The sequence below is a fragment of the Pseudomonas sp. BF-RE-25 genome (assembly GCF_019956105.1).
Lineage (GTDB): Bacteria > Pseudomonadota > Gammaproteobacteria > Pseudomonadales > Pseudomonadaceae > Aquipseudomonas > Aquipseudomonas migulae.
Map to the genome: position 1 here is coordinate 44,920 of NZ_JAHBDB010000066.1, position 23,690 is coordinate 68,609.

General features: G+C 59.7%; 21 protein-coding genes. 13 read left to right on the top strand and 8 right to left on the bottom strand.

What is annotated here, in order from left to right; genetic code table 11:
- Position 1 precedes the first annotated feature (1 nt).
- Genes znuB through zur form a run of 3 tightly spaced genes read right to left on the bottom strand, consistent with a single transcriptional unit; the run spans position 2 to position 2,050 of the window.
- Positions 2-790: a zinc ABC transporter permease subunit ZnuB gene (gene znuB / locus KGB24_RS24700; protein WP_008027673.1), complete on the bottom strand. Its 789-nt coding sequence runs from the start codon at positions 788-790 to the stop codon at positions 2-4.
- Positions 783-1,568 carry a zinc ABC transporter ATP-binding protein ZnuC gene (gene znuC / locus KGB24_RS24705; protein ID WP_223413962.1) on the bottom strand — a complete coding sequence of 262 codons (786 nt, stop codon included), beginning with the start codon at positions 1,566-1,568 and terminating at the stop codon, positions 783-785. The genes znuB and znuC overlap by 8 nt, the downstream gene beginning before the upstream one ends.
- Positions 1,568-2,050, bottom strand: a complete 483-nt coding sequence (zur, locus tag KGB24_RS24710; RefSeq protein WP_008027669.1) for a zinc uptake transcriptional repressor Zur — start codon at positions 2,048-2,050, stop codon at positions 1,568-1,570. The genes znuC and zur overlap by 1 nt, the downstream gene beginning before the upstream one ends.
- Before the next feature lie 66 nt (positions 2,051-2,116).
- Between zur and KGB24_RS24715 the strand changes: the two genes are divergently transcribed.
- The gene (locus KGB24_RS24715) at positions 2,117-3,037 is read left to right on the top strand and encodes a zinc ABC transporter substrate-binding protein ZnuA (protein ID WP_008044699.1); all 921 of its coding nucleotides are present in this window, start codon (positions 2,117-2,119) and stop codon (positions 3,035-3,037) included.
- 120 nt (positions 3,038-3,157) lie between these two features.
- Here the strand turns inward: KGB24_RS24715 and KGB24_RS24720 are convergent, their stop codons facing one another.
- Together KGB24_RS24720 and KGB24_RS24725 are read right to left on the bottom strand one after the other, a co-directional pair.
- Positions 3,158-4,108 (bottom strand): homoserine kinase, encoded by a 951-nt coding sequence (locus KGB24_RS24720; RefSeq protein ID WP_223413963.1) that lies wholly within the window; start codon positions 4,106-4,108, stop codon positions 3,158-3,160.
- Positions 4,109-4,166: 58 nt separating this feature from the next.
- Positions 4,167-4,454: a DUF2782 domain-containing protein gene (locus tag KGB24_RS24725; RefSeq protein ID WP_008027663.1), complete on the bottom strand. Its 288-nt coding sequence runs from the start codon at positions 4,452-4,454 to the stop codon at positions 4,167-4,169.
- A gap of 74 nt (positions 4,455-4,528) precedes the next feature.
- On the opposite strand from KGB24_RS24725, the gene polA reads away from it, so the two are divergent.
- Positions 4,529-7,300 carry a DNA polymerase I gene (polA, locus tag KGB24_RS24730; RefSeq protein WP_223413964.1) on the top strand — a complete coding sequence of 924 codons (2,772 nt, stop codon included), beginning with the start codon at positions 4,529-4,531 and terminating at the stop codon, positions 7,298-7,300.
- Positions 7,301-7,668: 368 nt separating this feature from the next.
- Here the strand turns inward: polA and yihA are convergent, their stop codons facing one another.
- Entirely contained in the window at positions 7,669-8,313 is a 645-nt protein-coding gene (yihA, locus tag KGB24_RS24735; RefSeq protein ID WP_223413965.1) for a ribosome biogenesis GTP-binding protein YihA/YsxC, read from the bottom strand.
- Between the two features lie 191 nt (positions 8,314-8,504).
- Here yihA and KGB24_RS24740 point away from each other — a divergent pair, with 191 nt between their 5' ends.
- The 7 genes from KGB24_RS24740 to KGB24_RS24770 all read left to right on the top strand — a co-directional run bounded on the left by KGB24_RS24740 (position 8,505) and on the right by KGB24_RS24770 (position 15,840).
- Positions 8,505-8,795, top strand: a complete 291-nt coding sequence (locus KGB24_RS24740) for a c-type cytochrome (protein ID WP_008027657.1) — start codon at positions 8,505-8,507, stop codon at positions 8,793-8,795.
- 46 nt (positions 8,796-8,841) lie between these two features.
- The gene (locus KGB24_RS24745; protein ID WP_008027656.1) at positions 8,842-9,471 is read left to right on the top strand and encodes a c-type cytochrome; all 630 of its coding nucleotides are present in this window, start codon (positions 8,842-8,844) and stop codon (positions 9,469-9,471) included.
- A gap of 199 nt (positions 9,472-9,670) precedes the next feature.
- Complete coding sequence (locus KGB24_RS24750) at positions 9,671-10,312, top strand: thiol:disulfide interchange protein DsbA/DsbL (protein WP_223413966.1); 642 nt, start codon at positions 9,671-9,673, stop codon at positions 10,310-10,312.
- A 14-nt stretch (positions 10,313-10,326) separates the two neighbouring features.
- Positions 10,327-11,205 carry an endonuclease/exonuclease/phosphatase family protein gene (locus KGB24_RS24755; RefSeq protein ID WP_008027651.1) on the top strand — a complete coding sequence of 293 codons (879 nt, stop codon included), beginning with the start codon at positions 10,327-10,329 and terminating at the stop codon, positions 11,203-11,205.
- On the top strand, positions 11,202-13,265 hold the full coding sequence (locus tag KGB24_RS24760) for a GGDEF domain-containing protein (RefSeq protein WP_223413968.1): 2,064 nt from the start codon (positions 11,202-11,204) through the stop codon (positions 13,263-13,265). The genes KGB24_RS24755 and KGB24_RS24760 overlap by 4 nt, the downstream gene beginning before the upstream one ends.
- A 102-nt stretch (positions 13,266-13,367) precedes the next feature.
- Positions 13,368-14,150 carry an N-acetylmuramoyl-L-alanine amidase gene (locus KGB24_RS24765; protein ID WP_223413969.1) on the top strand — a complete coding sequence of 261 codons (783 nt, stop codon included), beginning with the start codon at positions 13,368-13,370 and terminating at the stop codon, positions 14,148-14,150.
- A gap of 76 nt (positions 14,151-14,226) precedes the next feature.
- Complete coding sequence (locus KGB24_RS24770; RefSeq protein WP_223413970.1) at positions 14,227-15,840, top strand: EAL domain-containing protein; 1,614 nt, start codon at positions 14,227-14,229, stop codon at positions 15,838-15,840.
- Positions 15,841-15,847: 7 nt separating this feature from the next.
- On the opposite strand, the gene KGB24_RS24775 is transcribed toward KGB24_RS24770, so the two are convergent.
- Together KGB24_RS24775 and algB are read right to left on the bottom strand one after the other, a co-directional pair.
- Positions 15,848-17,638, bottom strand: a complete 1,791-nt coding sequence (locus tag KGB24_RS24775; RefSeq protein ID WP_223413971.1) for an ATP-binding protein — start codon at positions 17,636-17,638, stop codon at positions 15,848-15,850.
- Positions 17,639-17,648: 10 nt separating this feature from the next.
- Positions 17,649-18,995, bottom strand: coding sequence for a sigma-54-dependent response regulator transcription factor AlgB (gene algB, locus KGB24_RS24780; protein ID WP_223413972.1), 1,347 nt, complete (start codon positions 18,993-18,995; stop codon positions 17,649-17,651).
- A gap of 437 nt (positions 18,996-19,432) precedes the next feature.
- Here algB and KGB24_RS24785 point away from each other — a divergent pair, with 437 nt between their 5' ends.
- The 4 genes from KGB24_RS24785 to KGB24_RS24800 all read left to right on the top strand — a co-directional run bounded on the left by KGB24_RS24785 (position 19,433) and on the right by KGB24_RS24800 (position 23,574).
- Positions 19,433-19,720 carry a hypothetical protein gene (locus KGB24_RS24785; protein WP_008027638.1) on the top strand — a complete coding sequence of 96 codons (288 nt, stop codon included), beginning with the start codon at positions 19,433-19,435 and terminating at the stop codon, positions 19,718-19,720.
- 81 nt (positions 19,721-19,801) lie between these two features.
- Positions 19,802-19,966: a DUF1328 domain-containing protein gene (locus tag KGB24_RS24790; RefSeq protein ID WP_003177151.1), complete on the top strand. Its 165-nt coding sequence runs from the start codon at positions 19,802-19,804 to the stop codon at positions 19,964-19,966.
- Positions 19,967-20,798: 832 nt separating this feature from the next.
- Positions 20,799-22,130 (top strand): glutamate/aspartate:proton symporter GltP, encoded by a 1,332-nt coding sequence (gltP, locus tag KGB24_RS24795; protein ID WP_223413973.1) that lies wholly within the window; start codon positions 20,799-20,801, stop codon positions 22,128-22,130.
- Positions 22,131-22,344: 214 nt separating this feature from the next.
- Positions 22,345-23,574 (top strand): nucleoside recognition domain-containing protein, encoded by a 1,230-nt coding sequence (locus KGB24_RS24800; RefSeq protein WP_008027633.1) that lies wholly within the window; start codon positions 22,345-22,347, stop codon positions 23,572-23,574.
- Positions 23,575-23,690: the final 116 nt, after the last annotated feature.

The window sequence follows — 23,690 nt, forward strand, 5'->3', positions numbered from 1 at the left end:
TCTACACCCCTCGACGGGGCAGGACAAAACTCAGCAGAAACAGTGCGGCGGCCGTCACAACAATCGATGGGCCCGCCGGGGTGTCCTTGAACCAGGACAACGCCAACCCGCCACACACGGCGAGCATGCCCAACAGGCTCGCGCCCAGCGCCATCTGTTCCGGCGACTTGGCGTGACGTTGTGCCGCAGCCGCAGGGATGATCAACAGCGACGTAATCAGCAACACACCGACGATTTTCATCGCCACCGCGATCACCACGGCGATCAGCAACATCAGGGTCAAGCGCAGCGCTGGCACGGGCAGACCTTCCACCCTCGCCAGCTCTTCATGCACCGTGATCGCCAGCAATGGCCGCCACAATGTCACCAGCAAGGCCATGACAGCGGCGCTGCCACCGAGAATCCAGGCCAGATCGGTCGGGCTGATCGCCAGCAAGTCGCCGAACAGATAGGCCATCAGGTCGATCCGCACTTCGTGCATGAAGCTTAGTACGACAAGGCCCAAAGAGAGCGTGCTCGGTGCGAGAATTCCCAAAAGCGTGTCGGACGCCAGCGGCTGACGCTGTTGCAACGTCACCAGCAACACGGCCAACAGCAAACAGCCGACGGTGACCGCCACCGTCGGACTGACATCCAGCAGGAAGCCCAACGCCACGCCGAGCAAGGCGGCGTGGGACAAGGTGTCGCCGAAATAGGCCATGCGCCGCCAGACCACGAACGAACCCAACGGGCCCGCCACCAGCGCCAGAGCCAGACCTGCAAGCAGGGCGTAGAGCAGAAAATCAGCCATGCTTGCAGCTATCTCCGTGAACGTGAGGTTGGGCCAACGGGGCCGCGCTGACGACCGAACCATGCAGATCATGGGCGTGGTCGTGATGGTGGTGATAAATCGCCAGGCTTTGTGCGTTCTTTCCGAACAGCTCGACGAAAGCGGGATCACCGCTGACTTGCTCGGGATGGCCGGAACAGCAGACGTGACGATTGAGGCAGACCACTTGATCGGTGGTGCTCATGACCAGATGCAAATCGTGGGAAACCATCAACACGCCGCAGCCGTGACGATCACGCAGACGGGTAATCAGGCTATAGAGTTCGGCCTGCCCCGCTACGTCGACGCCTTGCACCGGCTCATCAAGGACCAGCAGTTCCGGCTCGCGCAATAGCGCCCGAGCCAGCAGCACGCGCTGCATTTCACCGCCGGAAACACTTTGCACCGGGCTGTCGATCACCTGTTCGGCGCCGACCTCCTTGAGGGCCGCCAAGGCGCGAGCACGGTCCACGCCGGGCACCAGACGCAGAAAGCGCAGCACCGACAGCGGCAGCGTCGGATCGACGTGAAGTTTTTGCGGCATGTAGCCAACGCGCAGTTTCGGCTTGCGCCACACGCTGCCGCTGTCCGGCTTCAACAGACCGAGCACCGCCCGCACAAGGGTGGTCTTGCCGGCGCCATTGGGGCCGATCAGGGTGACGATCTGCCCCGGCTCGACGCTCAGCTCAATGTTATCCAGCACGCTTTGCCCGGCAAATGTGACGGCAACCTGCTCAAGGCGGATCAACGCGTTGCTCATCAAGCCCCCTGGCAACCCGAGCAGAGGCCGACCACTTCGACCGTCTGACCTTCGACAACGAACCCGACATCCTTGGCGCTGGTGATAATCGCGTCGCTGATGGATTTTTGTTCAAGCTCGATGGCGGCATGGCATTCGCGGCAGATCAGGAACTGGCCCTGGTGCGCGTGTTCCGGGTGATTGCAGCCGACGAAGGCGTTCAGCGAGGAGATGCGGTGCACGAGGCCGTTTTCCAGCAGGAAATCCAGCGCGCGGTACACGGTCGGCGGCGCAGCGCGGCGGCCGTCCTGCTCGCTGAGTACCGCAAGAATGTCGTAGGCACCCAGCGGTTTATGGCTTTGCCACACCAGTTCCAGCACCCGCCGACGCAAGGCAGTCAGGCGCAGGCCTTGCCGAGCGCACAGGGCATCGGCCTCAGACAGTGCGCTATGCACGCAATGAGAGTGGTCGTGAGGACGGCTGGCAATCGGTGTTTTAGGCATGAGCGGCGACGAGTTTTGTGAGAGACGTTATTATGTTACCCGTTCTCGCCTCTTTGAGTGGTCATCGTGTCCCGACTTTTTTCTATCTTTGTCGCATTTGTCGCCAGTTTCCTGTTGATCAGTTCTGCCCAGGCCGAAGTCAAAGTCCTCACCAGCATCAAGCCGCTGCAGTTGATTGCCGCTGCGGTGCAGGACGGTGTGGCGATTCCGGAAGTGCTGCTGCCGCCGGGAGCCTCGCCGCATAACTATGCGTTGCGCCCGTCCGACGTACGGAAGGTGCAATCGGTGGATTTGGTTTACTGGATCGGACCGGACATGGAAGGTTTCCTGCCTCGCGTGCTGAACGGTCGTACGCTACCGAGCGTTGCCGTGCAGGACCTGCCGGGGCTGAAATTGCGTCGTTTCGCCGAAGACAGTCACTCCCACGCCGAAGAAGCCGACGAGCATGATCACGATCACCGTCCGGGCAGCCTGGATGCGCATTTGTGGTTATCGCCGATCAATGCTCGCGTGATCGCGACGAAAATGGCCGCCGATTTGAGCGCTGCCGATCCGGCCAACGCAGCGCGCTATCAGAGCAATCTGAAGGCGTTCGATGAACGTCTCGACGCGCTGGACCTGCGCTTGAAGGCACGACTGGCGGGCATCGCGGGCAAACCGTACTTTGTGTTCCATGAAGCGTTCGACTACTTCGAAGAGGCTTACGGCCTGAAGCACGCTGGCGTATTCAGCGTCGCCGCCGAAGTCCAGCCGGGTGCCCAGCATGTGTCGGCAATGCGCACGCGGTTGCAGGAAGTGGGCAAGACCTGCGTGTTCAGCGAGCCGCCATTGCGGCCGCGACTGGCGGAAACACTGGTGGCGGGCTTGCCGGTGAAACTGGCGGAGCTGGATGCGCTGGGCGGGTACACACCGGCGACTGCTCAGGGGTATGAGCAGGTGCTGGAGAAGTTGGGGAATGATTTGGCGGGGTGTCTGGAGTCGTTGTAATCCAGACATTTGTGTCGATCCCAATCGCGAGCAGGCTCGCTCCCACATTAGATCTCCTGTGCACACAAATCCTGTGAACGACTGAGATAACTGTGGGAGCGAGCCTGCTCGCGATGCTTTTTAGAGGGCGAAAGGCAACGGGGTGTTGACCTTCTGCCGCTGCGCCAACCGCAACTGAAACTCCATCGGATCGTGAATCAACACGTCCTGCCCGGCGAAAGACTCCGCGGCAATCAACCGCGACAGCCAGAATCGCACACACGCCACGCGCAGCATGGTCGGCCACAACTCCGCCTCGGCAGAAGTGAACGGTCGCAACGCTGCATACGCCCCCAGCAACGCCCGCGCCCGCGGTCCGTCAATCAGCCCGTCGTCATCCGAACACCAGTCATTCAAGGCAATCGCTACGTCGTAGAGCATCGGCCCCGAGCACGCGTTGTAGAAGTCGATCAACCCGGTCAGGTGCGTGCCTTCGAACATCGCGTTATCGCGGAACAGATCCGCGTGGATGTTGGCCCGTGGCAGCGCCAGAATTTTCTCTTTTTGCTGTGTGATTTCATCCAGCGCCCGTTGCAGCAGATCACTCTGCTCGGCATTCAGGTGCGACAGCAGTTGCGTGCCCTCTTCCAGCATCCAGTCCAGGCCGCGATCGGTTTTGCGCTTGATCATGTTGGCTTGGGTCGCCAGGTGCAGATGGCCGAGCAATTCGCCCACCTGAGCGCAATGTTGCGCATTGGCTTCCTTGATGTGCTTGCCCGCCAGACGCGGTTGCAGCAGCGCAGGCTTGCCGGCCAGTTCGCGCAGGGCGACGCCATCGGTGGTGCGCAAGGCGTAAGGCACCGGCAGGTCGGCTTCATGCAGCACGTCCAGCAGCTCGATGAAGAACGGCATCTCCTGAACCGGACCGCGCTCGACCAGGGTCAGGACAAATTCACCCTGCTCCAGGCTGATAAAGAAGTTGGTGTTTTCGCTACCGGCAGCAATCCCCTGAAAATCAAGCAGGCGGCCGAGCCCGTAAGGGGCGAGAAAGGTTTCCAGCTCAGGCCGAGCCAGCGGGGTGAACACAGACATGTTTTAACTGCCAGTACGGGCGCCGCAAATGGCGGCACCGATTAAAATTAAGGACGACTTACCACTTAAATATTTCCCACGCCGGGATCAGCATATCCGGGTAGTCCGAGCGAATGAAGTTACCTTCCGAGCCATCCGCGCGCACCAGGAAATAAGGTTTGCCACCTTTCGGCGTGACCTTGATGGCATACAAAAAACCATTTTGCCGATATTCCTGAATGGTTTTATCCCCTTCAGTGCGGATCGTGACATCCGGGTCTGGCGAAGGTGCGTCATCCGCCGCCATCACGGCCAATGGTGCAATTGCAAACAAGCCAGCCAGCAACAGGCGATTTAGTGTGCGCATGATAACCTTGTCCCTTTGTCGTCAACGGTCCCGCTATTCTAGCGCCGGACCCGCCGAAAAGGTTGATCCTGCTCATGAGCCAAGCCCCCCTCGTCCTGGTGGACGGTTCTTCTTACCTGTACCGCGCCTTTCACGCCCTGCCGCCGCTGACCACTTCCAAAGGTCTGCCGACCGGAGCGGTCAAAGGCGTGCTGAACATGCTCAAGAGTCTGCGCAAGCAGTACCCGGACAGTCCGTTCGCCGTGGTGTTCGACGCCAAGGGTGGGACGTTTCGCGATGACATGTACGCCGAATACAAGGCCAATCGCCCGAGCATGCCCGACGACATGCGCGTACAGATCGAGCCGTTGCACCAAAGCGTGATCGCACTGGGCTTCCCGCTGCTGTGCGTCGAAGGCGTCGAGGCCGATGACGTGATCGGCACCCTGGCTCGCAGCAGCGCAGCAGCCGACCGCCCGGTGATCATCTCCACCGGCGACAAGGACATGGCGCAACTGGTCGACGGCCACATTACCTTGGTCAACACCATGACCGGTAGCAGCATGGACGTGGAGGGCGTGAAGGAGAAATTCGGCGTCGCTCCCGAGCAGATCATCGATTATCTGGCACTGATGGGCGATTCTTCCGACAACATCCCGGGCGTTCCGGGCATTGGTCCGAAGACGGCTTCCGGCCTGCTCGTAGGCGTAAACGGCGGCCTGACCGAGCTGTACGCACAGCTCGACATCGTCCCGACCCTGCCGATTCGCGGTGCGAAAACCCTGCCGGCCAAGCTCGAAGAGCACAAGGACATGGCCTTCCTCTCCTATCAGTTGGCGACGATCAAGATCGACGTGCCGCTGGACATCGGCCTTGATGACCTGCAAATGGGCAAGCCGGATCACGACAAACTCGCCGAGCTCTACACCCTGCTCGAGTTCAAAAGCTGGTTTGAAGAAAACCAGCGCGACGCCAAGCGCTCCGGTCAGGAAGTCACCGCACCGGTGGCTGAGGAAGCCGCCGTCGAGAGCGAGCTCAAATACACCACGATCCTCACCCAGGCCGATTTCGACCTGTGGCTGAAGAAGCTCAACGACGCCAAGCTGATCGCCTTCGATACCGAAACCACCGGCATCGATGCGCAGCAGGCGCAACTGGTCGGCCTGTCGTTCGCCGTACAGGCCAACGAAGCGGCCTACATTCCACTGACCCATTCCTACATGGGCGTGCCGGATCAGCTGGATCGCGACACCGTGCTGCGCGCACTGAAGCCGATCCTGGAAGACCCGAAAAAACTCAAGGTCGGCCAGCACGCCAAGTTCGACATGAACATCCTGGCCAACTGCGCCATCGGTGGCGATCAGAGCTGCGGCATCACCGTGCAAGGCATCGCCTTCGACACCATGCTCGAATCCTACGTCCTGGACTCGACCGCGACCCGCCACGACATGGACAGCCTGGCGCTCAAGTACCTGAATCACACCACCACCAGCTTCCAGGACATCGCCGGCAAAGGCGCCAAGCAGCTGACCTTTGACCAGATATCCCTGGAACTGGCCGGACCGTACGCAGCCGAGGACGCCGACGTAACGCTGCGCCTGCATCAAACCCTGCAGGAAAAGCTCAACGCGATTCCGAGCCTGAGCAAAGTCCTGAGCGACATCGAAATGCCGCTGGTGCCGGTGCTCGCACGGATCGAGCGTCAGGGCGCGCTGGTCGACGCCAACCTGCTGGGCATCCAGAGCGTGGAGCTGGGCGAGAAGATGGTCGCGCTGGAGCGTGAGGCATTTGCCATCGCCGGTGAGGAATTCAACCTCGGTTCGCCGAAGCAATTGGGCGTGATCCTGTACGAAAAACTCGGCTTGCCGATCCTCAGCAAAACCGCCAAGGGGCAGGCGTCCACTGCCGAAGCGGTGCTGGCGGAACTGGCCGAGCAGGATTACCCGCTGCCCAAAGTGCTGATGCAGTACCGCTCGATGAGCAAACTGAAAAGCACTTACACCGACCGCCTGCCGGAGCAAATCAACCCGCGCACCGGGCGGATTCACACGTCTTATCATCAGGCCGTTGCGGCGACCGGGCGTTTGTCGTCCAGCGATCCGAACCTGCAGAACATTCCGATCCGCACCGCCGAAGGTCGGCGGATCCGTCAGGCGTTCGTGGCGCCTAAAGGCTACAAGCTGCTGGCCGCCGACTACTCGCAAATCGAACTGCGCATCATGGCTCACCTGGCCAAGGACGAAGGTTTGCTGCACGCCTTCCGCAATGACCTGGACGTGCACAAAGCCACGGCCGCCGAAGTGTTCGGCGTCGAGTTGGCAGAGGTCACCACTGATCAGCGTCGTAGCGCCAAGGCCATCAACTTCGGTTTGATCTACGGCATGAGCGCGTTTGGCCTGGCCAAGCAGATCGGCGTGGATCGCAAACAGTCCCAGGCGTACATCGACCGCTATTTCGCCCGCTACCCAGGCGTCCTGGAATACATGGAGCGCACCCGCGCCCAGGCGGCCGAGCAAGGTTTTGTCGAGACCATCTTCGGTCGTCGTCTGTACCTGCCGGAAATCAACGCGAAAAACCCGGCCCTGCGCAAAGGCGCCGAGCGCACGGCGATCAACGCGCCGATGCAAGGCACTGCGGCAGACATCATCAAAAAAGCCATGGTGGCTGTGGATAACTGGCTGACGTCGTCAGGCCTCGACGCCAAAGTCATCCTGCAGGTGCACGATGAATTGGTGCTTGAGGTACGTGAAGACCTGGTTGACCAGGTTCGTGAGGAAATTCGCGTGCACATGAGCGACGCTGCGAAGCTGGATGTACCGCTTCTGGTCGAGGTGGGCGTGGGAAATAACTGGGATGAGGCGCACTGATTCACTGTAGGAGCGAGCCTGCTCGCGATGAGCTGACAAGCAACGCGTTCATTCAGGATGAACGCGTTATCGTTAACGACCATCGCGAGCAGGCTCGCTCCTACAGGGTATTTCACTGCGGCATAGTGTCGCGATGAAAGGGCTTATTTCTGATAGCGATCCAGCTTATTTCAAATGGTTTTGGAAACACCGGAACTAAACCTGTGAAGCGCCACTCAGAGTTACTGAATGGCTGGTGAAGCCCTTCGATGCTCCTATGTTGTGTTAAGTGTTGGCAGATAATCTGGACCCCGCCCTAGCGGTCCGGAACTTGAACCCCGGAACTTCCCCCTCCCCATAAGAAGTCCGGGGTTTTTTTTGCCTGCGATTTATTGCGCGACGGGTTCAGCGCCCTTGTCCGCCAGCTCCATCCAGCCTGCCAGTACTGTGTAGGCCTCTTCCAGACCGAGGCGTTTTGGCGCCGAGAACAGCTGAATGGTGATCGCATCGCCCCAGCCTTTGCGGATATCCGACTGCACCTTGAGCAGGACGTTCTTCGCTGCGCCGTAGGTCAATTTGTCCGCTTTGGTCAGCAGAATGTGCATCGGCATGCCGCTGGCCACCGCCCAATCGAGCATCAACAGGTCGAAGTCGGTCATTGGATGACGGATGTCCATCATCAGAATCAGGCCTTTCAAACTCTCGCGACCACCCAGATAAGCTTCCAGGTGACGCTGCCAGTGCAGCTTCAACGGGATAGGTACTTTCGCGTAACCGTACCCCGGCAGGTCGACCAGACGCCGATCATCGTCTAGCTTGAAGAAGTTCAAGAGTTGCGTGCGACCCGGGGTTTTCGAGGTCCGCGCCAGGCTGGCATGCGTCAGGGTGTTCAAAGCGCTGGATTTACCGGCGTTGGAACGCCCGGCGAAGGCCACTTCAAAGCCTTCGTCGTCGGGACATTGGTCGACTTTGGCAGCGCTGAGCATGAAGGTGGACTGTTGGCACAGGCCGAGGATGGGGTTCTTGAGTTGCATGGGATTTCCGATGTGGGCGGCGCCGGGAATGGACGCGGCAAGCGGTGTCGTTTCCGTTTCAGTGACGCCAGTATATAATGCCGCAGATTTTGTGTGCGCTTTGTCCCAGCGTAGGATGAAGTTCACGAGAGCGATTGACCTTGATTGCGCATTAGAACGCAGAACGCTCTCAACCCTGAAAAGGTCGTTTTATGACGAAATGGCTGCTAGCTGCCGGTGTCTTGATACCGCTTTACAGCGCTCAGGCTACACAGGATCCGGAAGCTGTGTACAACCGTGTTTGTGGTGCCTGTCATTCCGGCCAACTACCCATGGCGCCCAAAAAGGGCGATCAGGAAGCTTGGACGCCGAGGTTGGCGAAAGGTATGGAGACGCTGGTGCAACACGTGACCCAGGGTTTCAAGGCGATGCCGCCGCGTGGTTTGTGCATGGACTGCAGTGCCGAGGATTACCAAGTCATCATCCAGTGGATGAGCGAGTGATCCCGGTCCATAACTCTTTAACCCTTAGCCGTAGTTGGATTAGCTGATGAACAAATTGATCGTGAGTCTGCTGTTGACCGTGGGCATCTCCGGCATGGCCCATGCTGCAGGTGAGGCAGTACAACCGGGTGATGCAAAAGCCGGTCAGGCCAAAGCCGCCGTATGTGGCGCCTGCCACGGCCCGGATGGCAACAGCATGGCGCCAAACTTTCCAAAACTGGCGGGGCAAGGTGAACGCTACCTGACCAAGCAATTGCACGACATCAAGTCGGGCAAGCGCACCGTTCTGGAAATGACCGGCCTGCTGACCAACCTGAGCGATCAGGACCTGGCTGATATCTCCGCCTACTTCGCCAGTCAGAAAGGCAGCGTTGGCGCCGCCGACCCGAAAGTCGTGGCTCGCGGTGAAGCACTGTTCCGTGGTGGCGACCTGGCCAAGGGCCTGCCAGCCTGCACCGGCTGCCACTCACCTAATGGTGCCGGCAACGCCGCCGCCGGTTTCCCGCACCTGGGTGGCCAACACGCTCAATACGTCGCCAAGCAACTGACCGATTTCCGCAAGGAAGAAGGCGGTCGCAACAACGACGGCGACACCAAAACCATGCAGACCATTGCCAAACGCCTGAGCGACGAAGACATCGCAGCGGTGTCCAGCTACATTCAAGGCCTGCACTAAGACGGCGAAGCGGGCGCCGCGCGGGACGTACATCTCCTGCAACGTTAACGCTCTATTAATCCGTCGTAGCAAGTATAAAAAGGGTGGCTCAGGCCGCCCTTTTTTGTGCCTGCTGCCGTTACACTACAGAACTCAAGCCCGCCATGACCTGTCTGAAAACAGGTCGCGCGAGGCGACCCAAATTGTCCAGGAGTAAAGCATGCGTAATCTGATCATCAGCGCCGCACTCGTCGCTGCCAGCCTGTTCGGCATGACTGCACAAGCCGCCGAAGCCCCCGCCGCCCCTTATGTCGAACTGAGCAATCCGGTTCCGGTTGCAGTGCCTGGCAAGATCGAAGTGGTGGAGCTGTTCTGGTACGGCTGCCCGCATTGCTACGCGTTCGAGCCAGTGATCAATCCCTGGGTTGAGAAGCTGCCGTCCGACGTGAATTTCGTGCGTATTCCTGCAATGTTCGGCGGCCCGTGGGACGCACACGGCCAGATGTTCCTGACCCTGGAAGCCATGGGCGTCGAGAGCAAGGTTCACGCTGCGGTGTTCAACGCGATTCAGAAAGAACACAAAAAGCTGACCGATAAAGACGACATGGCCGACTTCCTGGCGACTCAAGGCGTAGACAAGGACAAGTTCCTGGCGACCTTCGATTCCTTCGCCATTAAAGGCCAGATCGTCAAGGCCAAAGAACTGGCCAAGAAATATGAAATCTCCGGCGTTCCAACCATGATCGTCAACGGCAAGTATCGCTTTGACGTGGGCTCTGCCGGCGGTGCCGAGCAAGCGCTGCAGCTGGCCGACAAACTGGTCGACAAAGAGCGAGCGACTATCAAGGCTGTTGCCCACTAAGCGCGAGGCCTGCCATGCGCCGCTGGGGTACTGAACGCGTCGTTGGCCTGCATGATCCGCAGGTCAACGAGCATCACCTAGAATCGACGGGCCTGCCCGCAGACAGCCGTCTGCGCTTGCTCAGCTTCAATATCCAGGTGGGTATCAGTACCGAGCGGTATCGGCACTACCTGACCCGGGGCTGGCAACACCTGTTGCCGCACACCGGGCGTGCCGACAATCTGCAAAAGATCGGCAATCTGCTGGGCGACTTCGATCTGGTTGCACTGCAGGAAGCCGATGGCGGCAGCCTGCGATCCGGCTACGTCAATCAAGTGGAACACCTGGCGCAACTCGGCGCCTTCCCCTACTGGTATCAACAACTCAATCGCAACCTCGGTCGTCTCGGCCAGCACAGCAATGGCGTGCTCAGCCGCCTGCGCCCGTGGGCGATTGAAGATCACCCGCTGCCGGGGCCCAAGGGTCGCGGGGCGATCCTGGTGCGCTTCGGCGAAGGTCCGGAATCGCTGGTGGTGGTCATGATGCATCTGGCGCTGGGCGCACGCACCCGCAGCATGCAACTGGCTTACATCCGCGAGTTGATTGGCGGCTATAAACACCAGGTGCTGATGGGTGACATGAACACCCATGCCAGTGATTTGCTGCAAAACTCCCCGTTGCGCGACCTCGGCCTGCTGGCGCCGCAACTGGAAGCGACCTTCCCCAGCTGGCGCCCGCAGCGCTGCCTGGACCACATTCTGCTGAGCCCGACCCTGACGCTGGAAAAGGTCGAAGTGCTGGCTCAACCCATTTCCGATCACCTGCCGGTCGCGGTAGAAATTCGTCTGCCGGGTTCGCTCACGGCCGATGCATTCCCCGCGTTGAGTCCTGCCCCTCGCGGAACCCCTGAATGAGCGACGAAGCACAGCGCTGGAAAGAGAAATACCTCAAAAGCATCGAACAACAGGAAAAACTCGAGCGTCGCTGGGACGCCCGGCTCGACTTGCTGCGGCGCGGGTTGGTGCGCAGTACGCTGGCGGCCGAGGGCACCGACCGCGCTGTTGACCAGTGCATGAAAGAAATGCGCGAGGTCATCCGCACCAATGACATGGATGCGGGCCTGGCGGCGCTGCTTCCGCGACTGGAAAAAGCCGTACTCGACTCCGAACAGCGTCGCGAAACCCGAGTCAATCAGACCAGTGCCGCGCTGACCTCGCTGGTTGCGCAACTGCAAACGTTGCCGTTGCCCCGGGAAGTGAGCCGGCCACTCAAGAACTTTGCCAAAACCCTGGACGGACGCGTCAGCCAGGCGCGTGAGATCCCGTTGCTGCTCAGCGAACTGAGCGGCCTGCAAGGCAAAGCCTTGAATCAGCTGGAGACCCCGGCAGAACCCGGTCGTCCGGGCTTGCTGCAACGACTGTTCGGCGGTCGTGAAGCGGATGAAGCCACTCCGGAAGCTGCGGCTCCGCAGGCCCAGGCGTCAGCTCCAGCGCCTGTAGAAGCCATTGTTGCTTTGCCTGCCGAGACGCCGCGAACCGCCGTCGAATCCGCGCCAGTCGCCGCTGAGCCACCAGTAACCGTGCCTGACACACCTGCGGCCGCACCCGAGCCGCCGGTGATCGAGACGCCGACAGACGCCCCGCCGCCTGCCGTCGTGGCGTTTGTCCCGCCAGTTGTTGAGCCTCAGCCAGTACCCGACGTGGAAACACCGGCCCAGCCGCAGGTTCAACAACCGGAGCAACCGACACCCGCCGCGATGACACCGGTTGTCGAGGCTCAACCGCCTGGCAATCCCGACGAACTCACCCCAGTGGTGCCTCTCGACAGCCTGCCCATGCCCTCGGCCGTGACCCAGGCGCTGGCCGCCATTGATCCGGAACAACCTGAACACGATATTCTCTACGCCCTTCCGGACTCGCCCGAGCCGTCCTACAGCTCGGTGGCCAAGCACATCGAAGACACGCTACTGGGCCTGCTCGACGACCTGTCGCTGCCCGAACGCTACCGCCCACAAGCCGAAGCGATGCGTGATCGCCTGCAAAACGGTTTGAACTGGTACGAATTGCTGCCGATCCTCGACGATCTGGCAACTTTGATGCTGGCGATCAACAACAGCGGGCAGCACGAGTTCGAAGTTTATTTGCAGCAACTCAACGAACGCCTCGAGTCGTTCCAGAGCAACTTGCAAGCCGCCAGCGATGGCCATGCCGACAACCAATCTGCCGCACGGCAAATGGACACGCAGATCCGCGAACAAGTCGATGGCTTGCAGAGCAGCATGCAGGAAGCCGCCGACCTGGACGACCTCAAGCATGTGCTGGAGAACCACCTCGAAGGCCTGTTGGGCACCATGGACCAACACCAGAAGCAGCGCGACGAACGCGAACAGGAAGTGGCCGCCCGCCTGAAAGGCCTGGCCGAACGGGTGGCGCACATGGAGCAGGAAGCCCAGGGTTATCGCGAACATCTCGAAGAGCAGCGCCAGAAAGCCTTGATCGACCCGCTGACCGGGCTGCCGAACCGGGCGGCCTGGAGCGAGCGGCTCGACCACGAAATCCATCAGTGGCAGCAGCACGGCAACACCCTTCTGCTGGCCATGCTCGACCTCGACCATTTCAAACGCATCAACGATAACTATGGTCATCTGGCGGGCGACAAAGTGCTGAAAATCATCGCCACGGTGCTGCGCAAGCGCCTGCGCGGGACAGATTTCATCGCGCGTTTTGGCGGAGAAGAATTTGTCCTGTTAATGCCCGGCACAGTGCCGGCCGTCGGCGCAAAGCTGTTGGAAAGCTTGCGAGCGGCGGTCGAAGCCTGCCCGTTCCATTTCAAAAGCGAGCCGGTGACCATCACCATTTCCATGGGACTGACAGCGTTCAAACCCGGCGAGCACAGCGATCTGGTGCTTAAAAGAGCCGATCAGGCGCTGTATCGCGCAAAACATGCCGGGCGTAACCGAGTGGAACTGGGCTGACAGCCAATTGTTCCATTTTGTTTAAAAGCTCGCGCCGACCATTCTCGCGCAAGGCAGTACGTTACACTGTTGCATTACTGTCTTGCGCGTACTGCCTCTACCATGAAATTTCTCACCCTCTTCGTGTCGCTGATCCTGTTGGCCGGCTGTGCCAGCGGACCTCGGTTCGACACCAGCCATCCTTCGGCCAATCACGACAGCCGCGTTCAATTCGTGGTGGTGCATTACACCTCGGCATCGCTGGAACGCTCGTTGCAACTGCTGACCCACGGCGAAGTCAGCAGCCATTACCTGATCGGCGACGACAAAAACGCCACTATCTATAAGTTGATGGACGAAAACCAACGGGCATGGCACGCCGGAGAGAGCGAGTGGCAGGGTCGGACCTGGTTGAATTCCAGCTCCATCGGCATTGAAATCGTCAATCCAGGATTCAAGGAACTCCCGACCGGAGAGCGTTACTGGTATCCCTACAGCGAAGCTCAGGTTCAGTCCTTGATCGTCTTGCTAAAAGACATCAGCAAACGTCACGCCATCAGCCCTCGCAGCATTATCGGCCATAGCGACATCGCGCCGTTTCGCAAGCTGGACCCGGGGCCGCTTTTCCCCTGGAAGCGCCTGGCCGCCGAAGGCCTTGGTGTTTGGCCAGACGAGCAGGCCGTGACGCGGCAACAAGTGCAGTTCGACTCGAAACTGCCAAGCGTCAGCTGGTTTCAGGCGCAGTTGGCCCGCCTCGGTTACGCCACACCGCAAACCGGCGAGCTGGACGTTGCGACGCGTCACGTGATCGGCGCCTTTCAAATGCATTTCCGGCCGTCGCGCTTCGACGGCATGCCGGATGCGCAGACAGCTGCGCTTCTCCAGGTGTTGAATCAGACAAAATAATGACGCCCGCCCGACGGTGCGGGCTTTTTCCCAATCAGCAGCTATAACTCATTGGTAATTCTTCGGATATTCCCATATGCCTGCTGCTCGAGAGACGCTTCGTAGCTGGTTCTATCGCCCGTGGTTTTTGGCGATGCTGGCGGCCGCCCTGAGCAGCGTGTTGCTATTGGCGCTTAGCCTGTTCGTGGCCATTCATCAGATCGAGCAAAACGAAAGCCTGGAAATGAACGCGCAAGGCGAGCGATTCCTTTCGCGCCTGGAGCAGTTGTTCGGGCAACTGCGCGAAGGCCTCGATGATCTGGAGGCCCAACCGCTGCGATCCTGCGACAAAGACATGATCGCCACTTTGCAGCAGGTCACCTTCAATTACCGCTTCGTTTACGAGGCCGCGTATATGGATGCCTCGAAGATCTGCTCCAACCGACCGAGCCAGGAAGGACTGTCGCTGTCACGAGCACCAGACATTCAAGACCCCACTTACAGTTATTGGCTGAACACCACCACCGAACCTGATGAAAACCGCGCCGCACTCATGCTCGGACGGGGCAACTTCCGGGTCGCGACCTCTCGCGGACATTTGACCGACATGGTCGACCTGTCGCCGGGCAGCAGTCTTTTGGTGATACTCGACAACGGCACCCGCGCGATACCGGTGCTGGGCTCCCCGCAAGCCTGGCCACCGACCGTGCCTTGGCCACCGAAAAGCAGCGAAGCCTTGCAAGTCACCCCGACTCGCTTGATTTACCTCATGCCGACCAAAAGCCCCGAATACCAATTGGTGCTGATCACCCCGCGCACCGCCGTGAATGCGCCCACCGCCTGGTGGTGGCTGGTGCCGGCCAGCCTGGCATTGGGAGTACTGGTGGGCTTCATGGTGTTTCTGCTGGTGCGTCAGCGGCAGTCGCTGGACGCCGAATTGAGCGGTGCGATACGACGTGGCGAGTTGCAGGTGTTGTATCAACCGATCTTCGACCTCGACAGCCGCAACTGCGTCGGAGCCGAAGCCTTGCTGCGCTGGCGCCGGCCGGACGGCACCCTGACCAGCCCCGACCTGTTCATTCCGATGGCGGAGAACACCGGCCAGATCCGGCAGATGACCGACTTCGTCCTGCAACGCCTGCTGGAGCAATTGGGGCAGTTGTTGCGGGCCAATCCGCAACTGTACATCTCGGTCAACCTCGCAGCGTGCGATGTCATGGTGCCGCGAATCGGTCAGGTGATGGCGCGCCTGCTGACCTTGCACCGGGTCGCAGCCAAGCAGATTGCCTTTGAGGTGACTGAACGGGGATTGATTGACGTGGTGGTGGCCCGGGAAAATCTGCAGGCCTTGCGTGATGTCGGGCATCAGGTATTGATCGATGACTTTGGCACCGGCTATTGCAGCCTCGCCTATCTGCAAACCCTGCCGGTGGACTGCCTGAAAATCGACAAGGCGTTCATCGATGCGCTGGGGCATGACGCCGCCAGCAGTGGCGTGGCGCCGCACATCATTCACATGGCCCAGTCGCTGCACTTGAAGGTGATTGCCGAAGGCATCGAGCATGAAGCCCAGGCCGCATTCTTGAGCAGTGAAGGGGTGAAGTTCGGTCAGGGCTGGTTGTTCGCCCATGCATTGAGCGCCGTACAGTTCATCGAGCTGATAACCCGGGGTCGGCGACTGGCCGGCCGACGCCTGGATGACGAAGCGTAAACGCGCGTTAAACCGCCAACGCCATGTAGAACTGCGTGCCCTGCCCCGGTCGCGAATAAACCCCCATCCGCCCACCGTGCAACTGCACGATTTCCTTGCATAACGCCAGGCCGAGCCCCGCGCCACCCTTCTTGCGCCCAACCTGCACAAAAGGCTCGAAGATCCGCCCCTGCTGGCCGTAGGCGATGCCCTCGCCATTGTCCTCGACGCTGATGATCACCCGCTCCCCATGACGCCGCGCCTGCAAGCGTATCTGGCCGTCAGGGCCGGTATGGCGCAGGGCGTTGTCGATCAGGTTGTCGAGCACACGGTCCAGTTGCGGTTGATCGGCCTGCAACCACGGTAACGGACCTTGCACCTCCACCAGCAGGTTGATGCCCTTCTCTTGTGCTGTTTCAGCGAACCGCGACCGGGCCTGCTCCAGCAGCGCCTCAATGGAACACGGCGCCAGCGAGAGTTTCTGCAGTCCGTTCTGGTAGCGGGAGAAGTTCAGCAAGTCGTTGATCAGTTGCATCAAACGCTGCATCTCTTCATTGACGGTGTCCAGCAGGTCCGCTTCTCGCGAGTCCTGCGCAAAATGCGCGCGCTCACGGAACAGGCCGAATGCCATGTGCATTCCCGTGACCGGCGTTCGCAGCTCATGGGAAGCGCGCAACACAAACTCGCTGCGCACACGCTCGAAAGCGCGCTGCTCAGTGACGTCATGCAACACCATTACCGCGCCCAGAATATGACCCTGCGTATGACTGACCGGTGTCAGGCTGTACGTGAGCAACCGCGACTCGCCATCGACCTCGATACTCAGGTCGTCCGGCGCCCGTTCCAGCGTGCCGCCACGCAGTACCAGTTGCAGCTGTTGATCCAGCTCGGGTCGTTCGAGCGCTGTGCCCAGCCCCTGGCCGAGACGGTCGGTGTCCCAACCCAACTGGCGCTGCGCCACCGGGTTGAGGTGTTCGAGATGGCCGTCGCGGTCGATCATCAGCAGCCCGTCATCAATGCTGTCGAGCACCGCCTGCAAACGCTGCTGGCCGGCGAGCAATTCGTCGATATTAGTGGCCTGGTGCTGACGCAGAGCCTCGGCCATGATCCCGAAACGCTTGGTCAGCAGATTCATTTCCACTGCCGAAGAAATCGGCAGGGTAACCTCGAAATTGCCTTGGCCGATGTTGTCGGCGGCCTGGGCCAACGCCTCGATCGGTTCGCCGAAACGACGTGCGATCGCATGAGCGGTGACGAAACCGATGATCAGCACCGCCAGCCCGACCAGACCGAGCAGGCCGGCAATCAACAGCGCTCGTTCCCGCGCCTGACGTTGCGTTTCATTGATGGTATCCAGCGCTCGCTTTTGCTCGGTAATCAGCCCGTTGCGCAACACGTTGAGTTTTTCGGCGAGGTCTTCGTTGCCACTCAGTACATGGGACGGATCGTGTGCCTGGTCCAGCGCCTGAAGAAACCGCAGGTAATCGTCCTTGGCCTGCCTGAAACCGTGTTGGCCGCTCTCTTGATTCTGCTCATGGGCGATGCCTTCATCCACCAACTGAAGATAATGCAGCCTGGACGTTTCAAACGCCGCTGGATCCGATTTTTCGCCCAGCATGAGGATCAGTTGATCGCCCAGGGTCTGGCGCATCTTCAGGCCCAGATCCAGGGTGACGAAATTGTTGCGAATCAGCGCTTCCTGGGTTCCCGCCATCTGCATCACGCTGACCAGACCGAGCAAAAGCCCCAGCAGCGCCACGGTGATCAAGGCGGAAATACTCAGGAAAAGCCGAGTACGCAACTTCATCGCCAGTTTCATCGCGCAGGGCTCACAAGTTGTACTGCTTGCGTTTGCGGTAGAGCGTCGAAGCGTCAATGCCGAGCGTCTTGGCGGCCTGATCCAGGGTGTCGGCGGTGGCGAGGACCGCGCCGATGTGGGCCTTCTCCAGTTCATCCAGGCTCAGCGCAGCGCCGATGCGTGGCGCATTGTTGACGGGGGTTTCGGCCATGCCCAAGTGGCTGATTTCAACCCGTTCCTGTGGACAAATAATGCTCGCCCGCTCGACCACGTTACGCAGCTCACGGATGTTCCCGGGCCAGCGATAGCTGAGCAGCGCTTCACGGGCTTCGTCACTGAAAACCCGCGCCGGACGTGCATATTCCTTGACGAACCGGGCCAGAAAACGCTCAGCCAGGTTCAGAATATCTTCCCGCCGTTCGCGCAGCGGTGGCAGGTGCAAGGTGATGACGTTCAGGCGATAGAGCAAATCTTCACGGAAACGTCCGTCGCGGACCATGTCTTCAAGATTGAGGTTGGTGGCCGCGAGGATGCGCACATCGGCGCGGCGGGTGACCGGATCGCCGACGCGCTCATATTCCTTGTCCTGGATGAATCGCAGCAACTTTGGCTGCAATGTCAGGGGAAAATCGCCGATTTCGTCGAGAAACAGCGTTCCGCCGTCAGCCTGGTTCACTCGCCCGAGCGTGCTTTCACTGGCGCCGGTGAACGCGCCACGGCTGTGACCGAACAACTCGCTTTCCATCAGTTCGGCGGTCAGCGATGGGCAGTTGATGGTGACGCAGGATTTTTTCGCACGCTTGCTCCAGCCGTGAATGGCCTGGGACAGTTCACCCTTACCGGTACCGGACTCGCCGAGGATCAGGATGTTGGCATCCGTGCTGGCCACCTGGCGGGCGGTTTCAAGCACCACTTTCATCGCCGGGCTGTGGGAATCCAGACCGTCCTTGGGTTTGCGCACTTCACCTTCCAGCGCCTCCAGACGGGCCGACAGTTGCCGCACTTCCAGTTGCTTGGCGGTGGCAAGGCGCAATTGATCGGGGCTGCACGGCTTGACCAGATAATCAGCGGCGCCGGCCTGAATGGCATCCACCGCGGTGTCCACAGCCGAATGTGCGGTGACAATCACCACGCGCATCCACGGCGCCTGAATGCGCATCTGCGCCAACACGTCGAGGCCATTGTCCTCGCCGAGGCGCAAATCGAGGAAGCACAGGTCGAACACCTGGCGTTGCAGCAGCGCATCGGCCTGCGCCGCGCTGGTGGCGGTGGCGACGCTGTAGCCTTCATCTTCGAGGCAGTATCGGAACGTTCGCAGGATGGCGGATTCGTCATCCACCAGCAGAATGCGGCCTTGATGCTCAGTGGCTGATTCCATTTTCCTACGCTCCTTAAAGAATGATCTTGGTTTAGTCCCGGAATAATCGGGCAAGTTGCATGGTTGATTCTGGTCGATTCCGGCTACAGCAGGGTAGCTCGCCCCTCACCCTACGGCTAATCACCTGATTTTGTTGTTTTTTTATCAGATAGCCGGTTTTCAGTTGATTCCCCATCTTTCCTTGTGACATCCGCGCCCTCCCCGCAATTCAAAAAAAATGAAAGTTCCTACAAATCCATCGTGCATTACGCACGACTGTGGAAGAGCCATCGTGCAGGATGCGTCCGGCATGATTTTCATGAAAGTCATAACCATCTGATTTTATTGGTATTTATCATCGTTAAAAGCTGGCATGCAGGCTGCAACAACCTGATTAACCAGGGCATTCAGAAACGAGGCCCATAACAAGATCACCACAGAGTGGGAGGAGCTTCAGGATGAATCGCCAACATGCCGCCCAATTGCGTATCTCGCCACTGCATATCCAGCAAGGCCTGTTTGCTGTTCTGGCGCTCCTGATCACCTTGATCGGCGGCCAGCAGTTTCAGCGTTGGGAGCAGAGCCAGCAGCAAGAAGCGCCACGCGTGTCGATTCAGCATCCGCCCCAAACCCACTTCAGCGCCGTCAGCAGCAGCTTCGCTGACAGCGTCCCGATGCGAATGATGGATGTCGACCAGGCTCAGCCTGCGGACGAGCTGACACATCAGGAACGTTGGGTGTTCTAGACACACGAACTTGGCGCGCTCGCGGCGCCGGGAAACGCACCACAAGTAGCCTCTCTAAATAGAAGCGTAAGGAGAATCACCATGTTGAGCTGGGCAATCACATTCTTGATCATTGCCATCATCGCTGCAGTACTGGGCTTCGGTGGTATCGCGGGCACCGCCACGGGTATCGCCAAGATTCTCTTTGTCGTGTTCCTGGTGATGTTCATTGCTTCGTTCTTCTTTGGCCGTCGCGGTCGAGGTTGAAGATGAGCGTTTCACCCAAAACGTTGGCAGCCGCCCTGCTCCTGGGCGGCAGTGCCATCGCGATGGGGGCCAGACGCGGCGAAGAAAACAACTGAAGAAAGATCCTGGCTGGTACTGAATTTGTCACACGAAAGAAGCAGCATTGCTTCTCTCCAATGCGCTACCTGAGGAAGGTAGACGCATGACCAAGGGGTCGGGACGTTCTGCCTGTTTCAGGGGCGGAGTGACCTACGGGTACAGGGAGTACCTGCGAAAGGGCCGGGTCAGGAAAAAGCTGCGACGCAAGTTCGTCGACCCTGCGCGGTTCGATGGACTTGCGAAGAGCTTGCGCGCAAACCTTTGAAATAGAGCGATCCATTCGGTTTCGCTGCTCTACCCTCTGATTCGCACGAACAATCACCGGAAAATACTTTCCCGGTGTTTTTTACGTGACCGTACATCGAGAAAAAACCGCCTGAATTCGCAGCGATTTCTCGCCTCTTACTCTCGGATTTTTCTGAAAAAACCCTCCCGCACAACTGATCAAAAAACACCCAGACCAGCCGGAGATGGCCGGTTCGCGGCACATATGCCTGCCGAAATGTCATATTCGAACCGTTTGCGACGTCGCTTTCAGTAAAAAAACCTCATGCCGATTCGGCATAGGGTAGGCGTTTACGGCATTAGACGTCGCATCCTTGCATCGGAATAGTTGCGCCTTTTTTCGCCTGCCAGAGAGCCATAAATACTCGCTCCGGGGCACCTTATACGGGGGCAGATGCACAAGACTTTTTCGCCAAAAGCGTTCCAGTTCCCGCATCTGCCTGAGTCAAACGCAAGTAAGGGTAAAGATATGAAGAAGGCAAAGCTTAGCCTCGCCTGGCAGATCCTCATCGGTCTGGTATTGGGGATTGCAATCGGTGCGCTGCTCAACCATTTCAGTGCCGAAAAGGCTTGGTGGATCAGCAACGTTCTGCAACCAGCAGGCGATATCTTTATCCGTCTGATCAAGATGATCGTGATCCCGATCGTGATCTCGTCGTTGGTCGTCGGTATTGCGGGCGTCGGTGACGCGAAGAAGCTCGGCAGCATCGGCCTCAAGACGATCATCTACTTCGAAGTCGTCACCACCATCGCCATCGTCGTTGGCCTGCTGCTCGCCAACCTGTTCCACCCGGGTGCCGGCATCGACATGAGCACCCTGGGTACCGTGGATATTTCCAAGTACCAGGCGACCGCCGCCGAGGTACAGCATGAACACGCGTTCATCGAAACCATCCTCAACCTGATCCCATCCAACATCTTCGCGGCCATGGCCCGCGGCGAAATGCTGCCGATCATCTTCTTCTCGGTGCTGTTCGGTCTCGGTCTGTCGAGCCTCAAGCCCGAGTTGCGCGACCCGCTGGTAACGATGTTCCAGGGCGTGTCGGAAAGCATGTTCAAGGTCACCCACATGATCATGAACTACGCCCCGATCGGCGTATTCGCACTGATCGCGGTGACCGTGGCCAACTTCGGCTTCGCGTCCCTGCTGCCGCTGGCCAAACTGGTGATCCTGGTTTACGTCGCCATCGCCTTCTTCGCCTTCGTGGTGCTGGGCCTGATCGCTCGCCTGTTCGGTTTCTCGGTGATCAAGCTGATGCGCATCTTCAAGGATGAGCTGGTACTGGCCTACTCCACCGCTTCCTCCGAAACCGTGCTGCCGCGTGTGATCGAGAAGATGGAAGCCTACGGCGCACCGAAAGCCATTTGCAGCTTCGTGGTACCGACCGGTTACTCGTTCAACCTTGACGGTTCGACCTTGTATCAAAGCATCGCGGCAATCTTCATTGCCCAGCTCTACGGCATCGACCTGTCGATCAGCCAGCAATTGCTGCTGGTCCTGACCCTCATGGTCACCTCCAAAGGCATCGCCGGCGTTCCGGGCGTGTCCTTCGTGGTGCTGCTGGCAACCTTGGGCAGCGTGGGCATCCCGCTGGAAGGCCTGGCGTTCATCGCCGGTGTCGACCGCATCATGGACATGGCGCGTACCGCGCTGAACGTGATCGGCAACGCCCTGGCTGTGTTGGTCATCGCCCGTTGGGAAGGCATGTACGACGACGCCAAGGGCCAGCGCTACTGGAACTCCCTGCCGCACTGGCGCAGCAAGGAAAAGCTGCCGGTCGGCGAAGTGTCCAGCAACTGACCCTGTAGGAGCCGGCTTGCCGGCGATGAACGATAACGTGGTGTGACTGACACACCGCGGCGTCTCGATCGCCGGCAAGCCGGCTCCTACAGGACGCAGTTGCACGTGCATTATGTGTACGACGCAATTGCACAAATGAACCCCGGAGAAATCCGGGGTTTGTCGTTTCTGGCTACCCCGCTATCATTCGCCGCATTCTTCGGGGGATTTACTGATGCTCAATGGCCTTTGGCTTGGCTTCTTCATTGTGGCGGCCGTGTCGGCGCTGGCGCAGTGGCTGATCGGCGGGAATGCCGGGATCTTCGCGGCGATGGTGGAAAGCATTTTCGCCATGGCCAAGTTGTCGGTCGAGGTCATGGTCCTGCTGTTCGGCACCCTCACCCTCTGGCTGGGTTTTCTGCGGATCGCCGAAAAAGCCGGGATCGTCGAGTGGCTGGCCAGAGCGCTGGGCCCGCTGTTCCTGCGCCTGATGCCAGAAGTGCCGGCCGGTCACCCCGCCATCGGCCTGATCACCCTGAACTTCGCCGCCAACGGCCTGGGCCTGGACAACGCCGCCACGCCGATCGGCCTTAAAGCCATGAAGGCGCTGCAAGAGCTCAACCCCAGCGACACCATTGCCAGCAACGCGCAAATCCTGTTCCTGGTGCTCAACGCCTCCTCCCTGACCCTGTTGCCGGTGACAATCTTCATGTACCGCGCGCAGCAAGGCGCGCCGGATCCGACGCTGGTGTTCCTGCCGATCCTGCTGGCCACCAGTTGTTCGACCATCGTCGGCTTCCTGGCTGTCGCGTTCATGCAACGCCTGCGCGTCTGGGACCCGGTAGTGCTGGCCTATATGATTCCCGGTGCCCTGATCCTTGGTAGTTTCATGGCGTTGCTGGCAACGCTCTCGGCCACCGCGCTAGCCAGTTTGTCGTCGATCCTCGGCAATCTGACGCTCTTCGGGATAATCATGCTGTTCCTGGTGATCGGCGCGCTGCGCAAAGTGAAGGTCTACGAGGCCTTCGTCGAAGGTGCGAAAGAAGGCTTCGACGTGGCGAAGAATCTGCTGCCGTATCTGGTGGCGATGCTCTGTGCCGTCGGTGTACTTCGGGCGTCCGGTGCGCTGGATTTCGGCCTCGACGGGATTCGGCACCTGGTGGAATGGGCCGGTTGGGACACGCGTTTCGTCGACGCGCTGCCGACAGCGATGGTCAAGCCGTTCTCCGGTAGCGCCGCGCGGGCGATGCTGATCGAAACCATGAAGACGTCCGGGGTAGACAGCTTCCCTGCCTTGGTAGCGGCGACGATTCAGGGCAGTACGGAAACGACGTTCTATGTGCTGGCCGTGTACTTCGGCGCGGTGGGGATTCAGCGGGCACGGCATGCGGTGGGGTGTGCGTTGCTGGCGGAGCTGGCCGGGGTGCTCGGCGCCATTGGCGTCTGCTACTGGTTCTTCGGCTAACCACATAACCCATTGTGGGAGCGGGCTTGCTCGCGAAGGCGTCTTGTCAGTCGGCATCAATACTGAATGACACACCGCTTTCGCGAGCAAGCCCGCTCCCACATTTGATCTTTACT

Bases quoted from the DNA above. Each gene is read 5' to 3' on its own strand.
- polA (WP_223413964.1), top strand. From the start codon at position 4,529: ATGAGCCAAGCCCCCCTCGTCCTGGTGGACGGTTCTTCTTACCTGTAC.
- KGB24_RS24785 (WP_008027638.1), top strand. From the start codon at position 19,433: ATGAATCGCCAACATGCCGCCCAATTGCGTATCTCGCCACTGCATATC.
- KGB24_RS24775 (WP_223413971.1), bottom strand. From the start codon at position 17,638: ATGAAACTGGCGATGAAGTTGCGTACTCGGCTTTTCCTGAGTATTTCC.
- KGB24_RS24740 (WP_008027657.1), top strand. From the start codon at position 8,505: ATGACGAAATGGCTGCTAGCTGCCGGTGTCTTGATACCGCTTTACAGC.
- gltP (WP_223413973.1), top strand. From the start codon at position 20,799: ATGAAGAAGGCAAAGCTTAGCCTCGCCTGGCAGATCCTCATCGGTCTG.
- znuB (WP_008027673.1), bottom strand. From the start codon at position 790: ATGGCTGATTTTCTGCTCTACGCCCTGCTTGCAGGTCTGGCTCTGGCG.
- KGB24_RS24720 (WP_223413963.1), bottom strand. From the start codon at position 4,108: ATGTCTGTGTTCACCCCGCTGGCTCGGCCTGAGCTGGAAACCTTTCTC.
- KGB24_RS24765 (WP_223413969.1), top strand. From the start codon at position 13,368: ATGAAATTTCTCACCCTCTTCGTGTCGCTGATCCTGTTGGCCGGCTGT.
- algB (WP_223413972.1), bottom strand. From the start codon at position 18,995: ATGGAATCAGCCACTGAGCATCAAGGCCGCATTCTGCTGGTGGATGAC.
- KGB24_RS24790 (WP_003177151.1), top strand. From the start codon at position 19,802: ATGTTGAGCTGGGCAATCACATTCTTGATCATTGCCATCATCGCTGCA.
- KGB24_RS24770 (WP_223413970.1), top strand. From the start codon at position 14,227: ATGCCTGCTGCTCGAGAGACGCTTCGTAGCTGGTTCTATCGCCCGTGG.
- yihA (WP_223413965.1), bottom strand. From the start codon at position 8,313: ATGCAACTCAAGAACCCCATCCTCGGCCTGTGCCAACAGTCCACCTTC.
- KGB24_RS24725 (WP_008027663.1), bottom strand. From the start codon at position 4,454: ATGCGCACACTAAATCGCCTGTTGCTGGCTGGCTTGTTTGCAATTGCA.
- KGB24_RS24745 (WP_008027656.1), top strand. From the start codon at position 8,842: ATGAACAAATTGATCGTGAGTCTGCTGTTGACCGTGGGCATCTCCGGC.
- KGB24_RS24755 (WP_008027651.1), top strand. From the start codon at position 10,327: ATGCGCCGCTGGGGTACTGAACGCGTCGTTGGCCTGCATGATCCGCAG.
- KGB24_RS24760 (WP_223413968.1), top strand. From the start codon at position 11,202: ATGAGCGACGAAGCACAGCGCTGGAAAGAGAAATACCTCAAAAGCATC.
- znuC (WP_223413962.1), bottom strand. From the start codon at position 1,568: ATGAGCAACGCGTTGATCCGCCTTGAGCAGGTTGCCGTCACATTTGCC.
- KGB24_RS24750 (WP_223413966.1), top strand. From the start codon at position 9,671: ATGCGTAATCTGATCATCAGCGCCGCACTCGTCGCTGCCAGCCTGTTC.
- zur (WP_008027669.1), bottom strand. From the start codon at position 2,050: ATGCCTAAAACACCGATTGCCAGCCGTCCTCACGACCACTCTCATTGC.
- KGB24_RS24800 (WP_008027633.1), top strand. From the start codon at position 22,345: ATGCTCAATGGCCTTTGGCTTGGCTTCTTCATTGTGGCGGCCGTGTCG.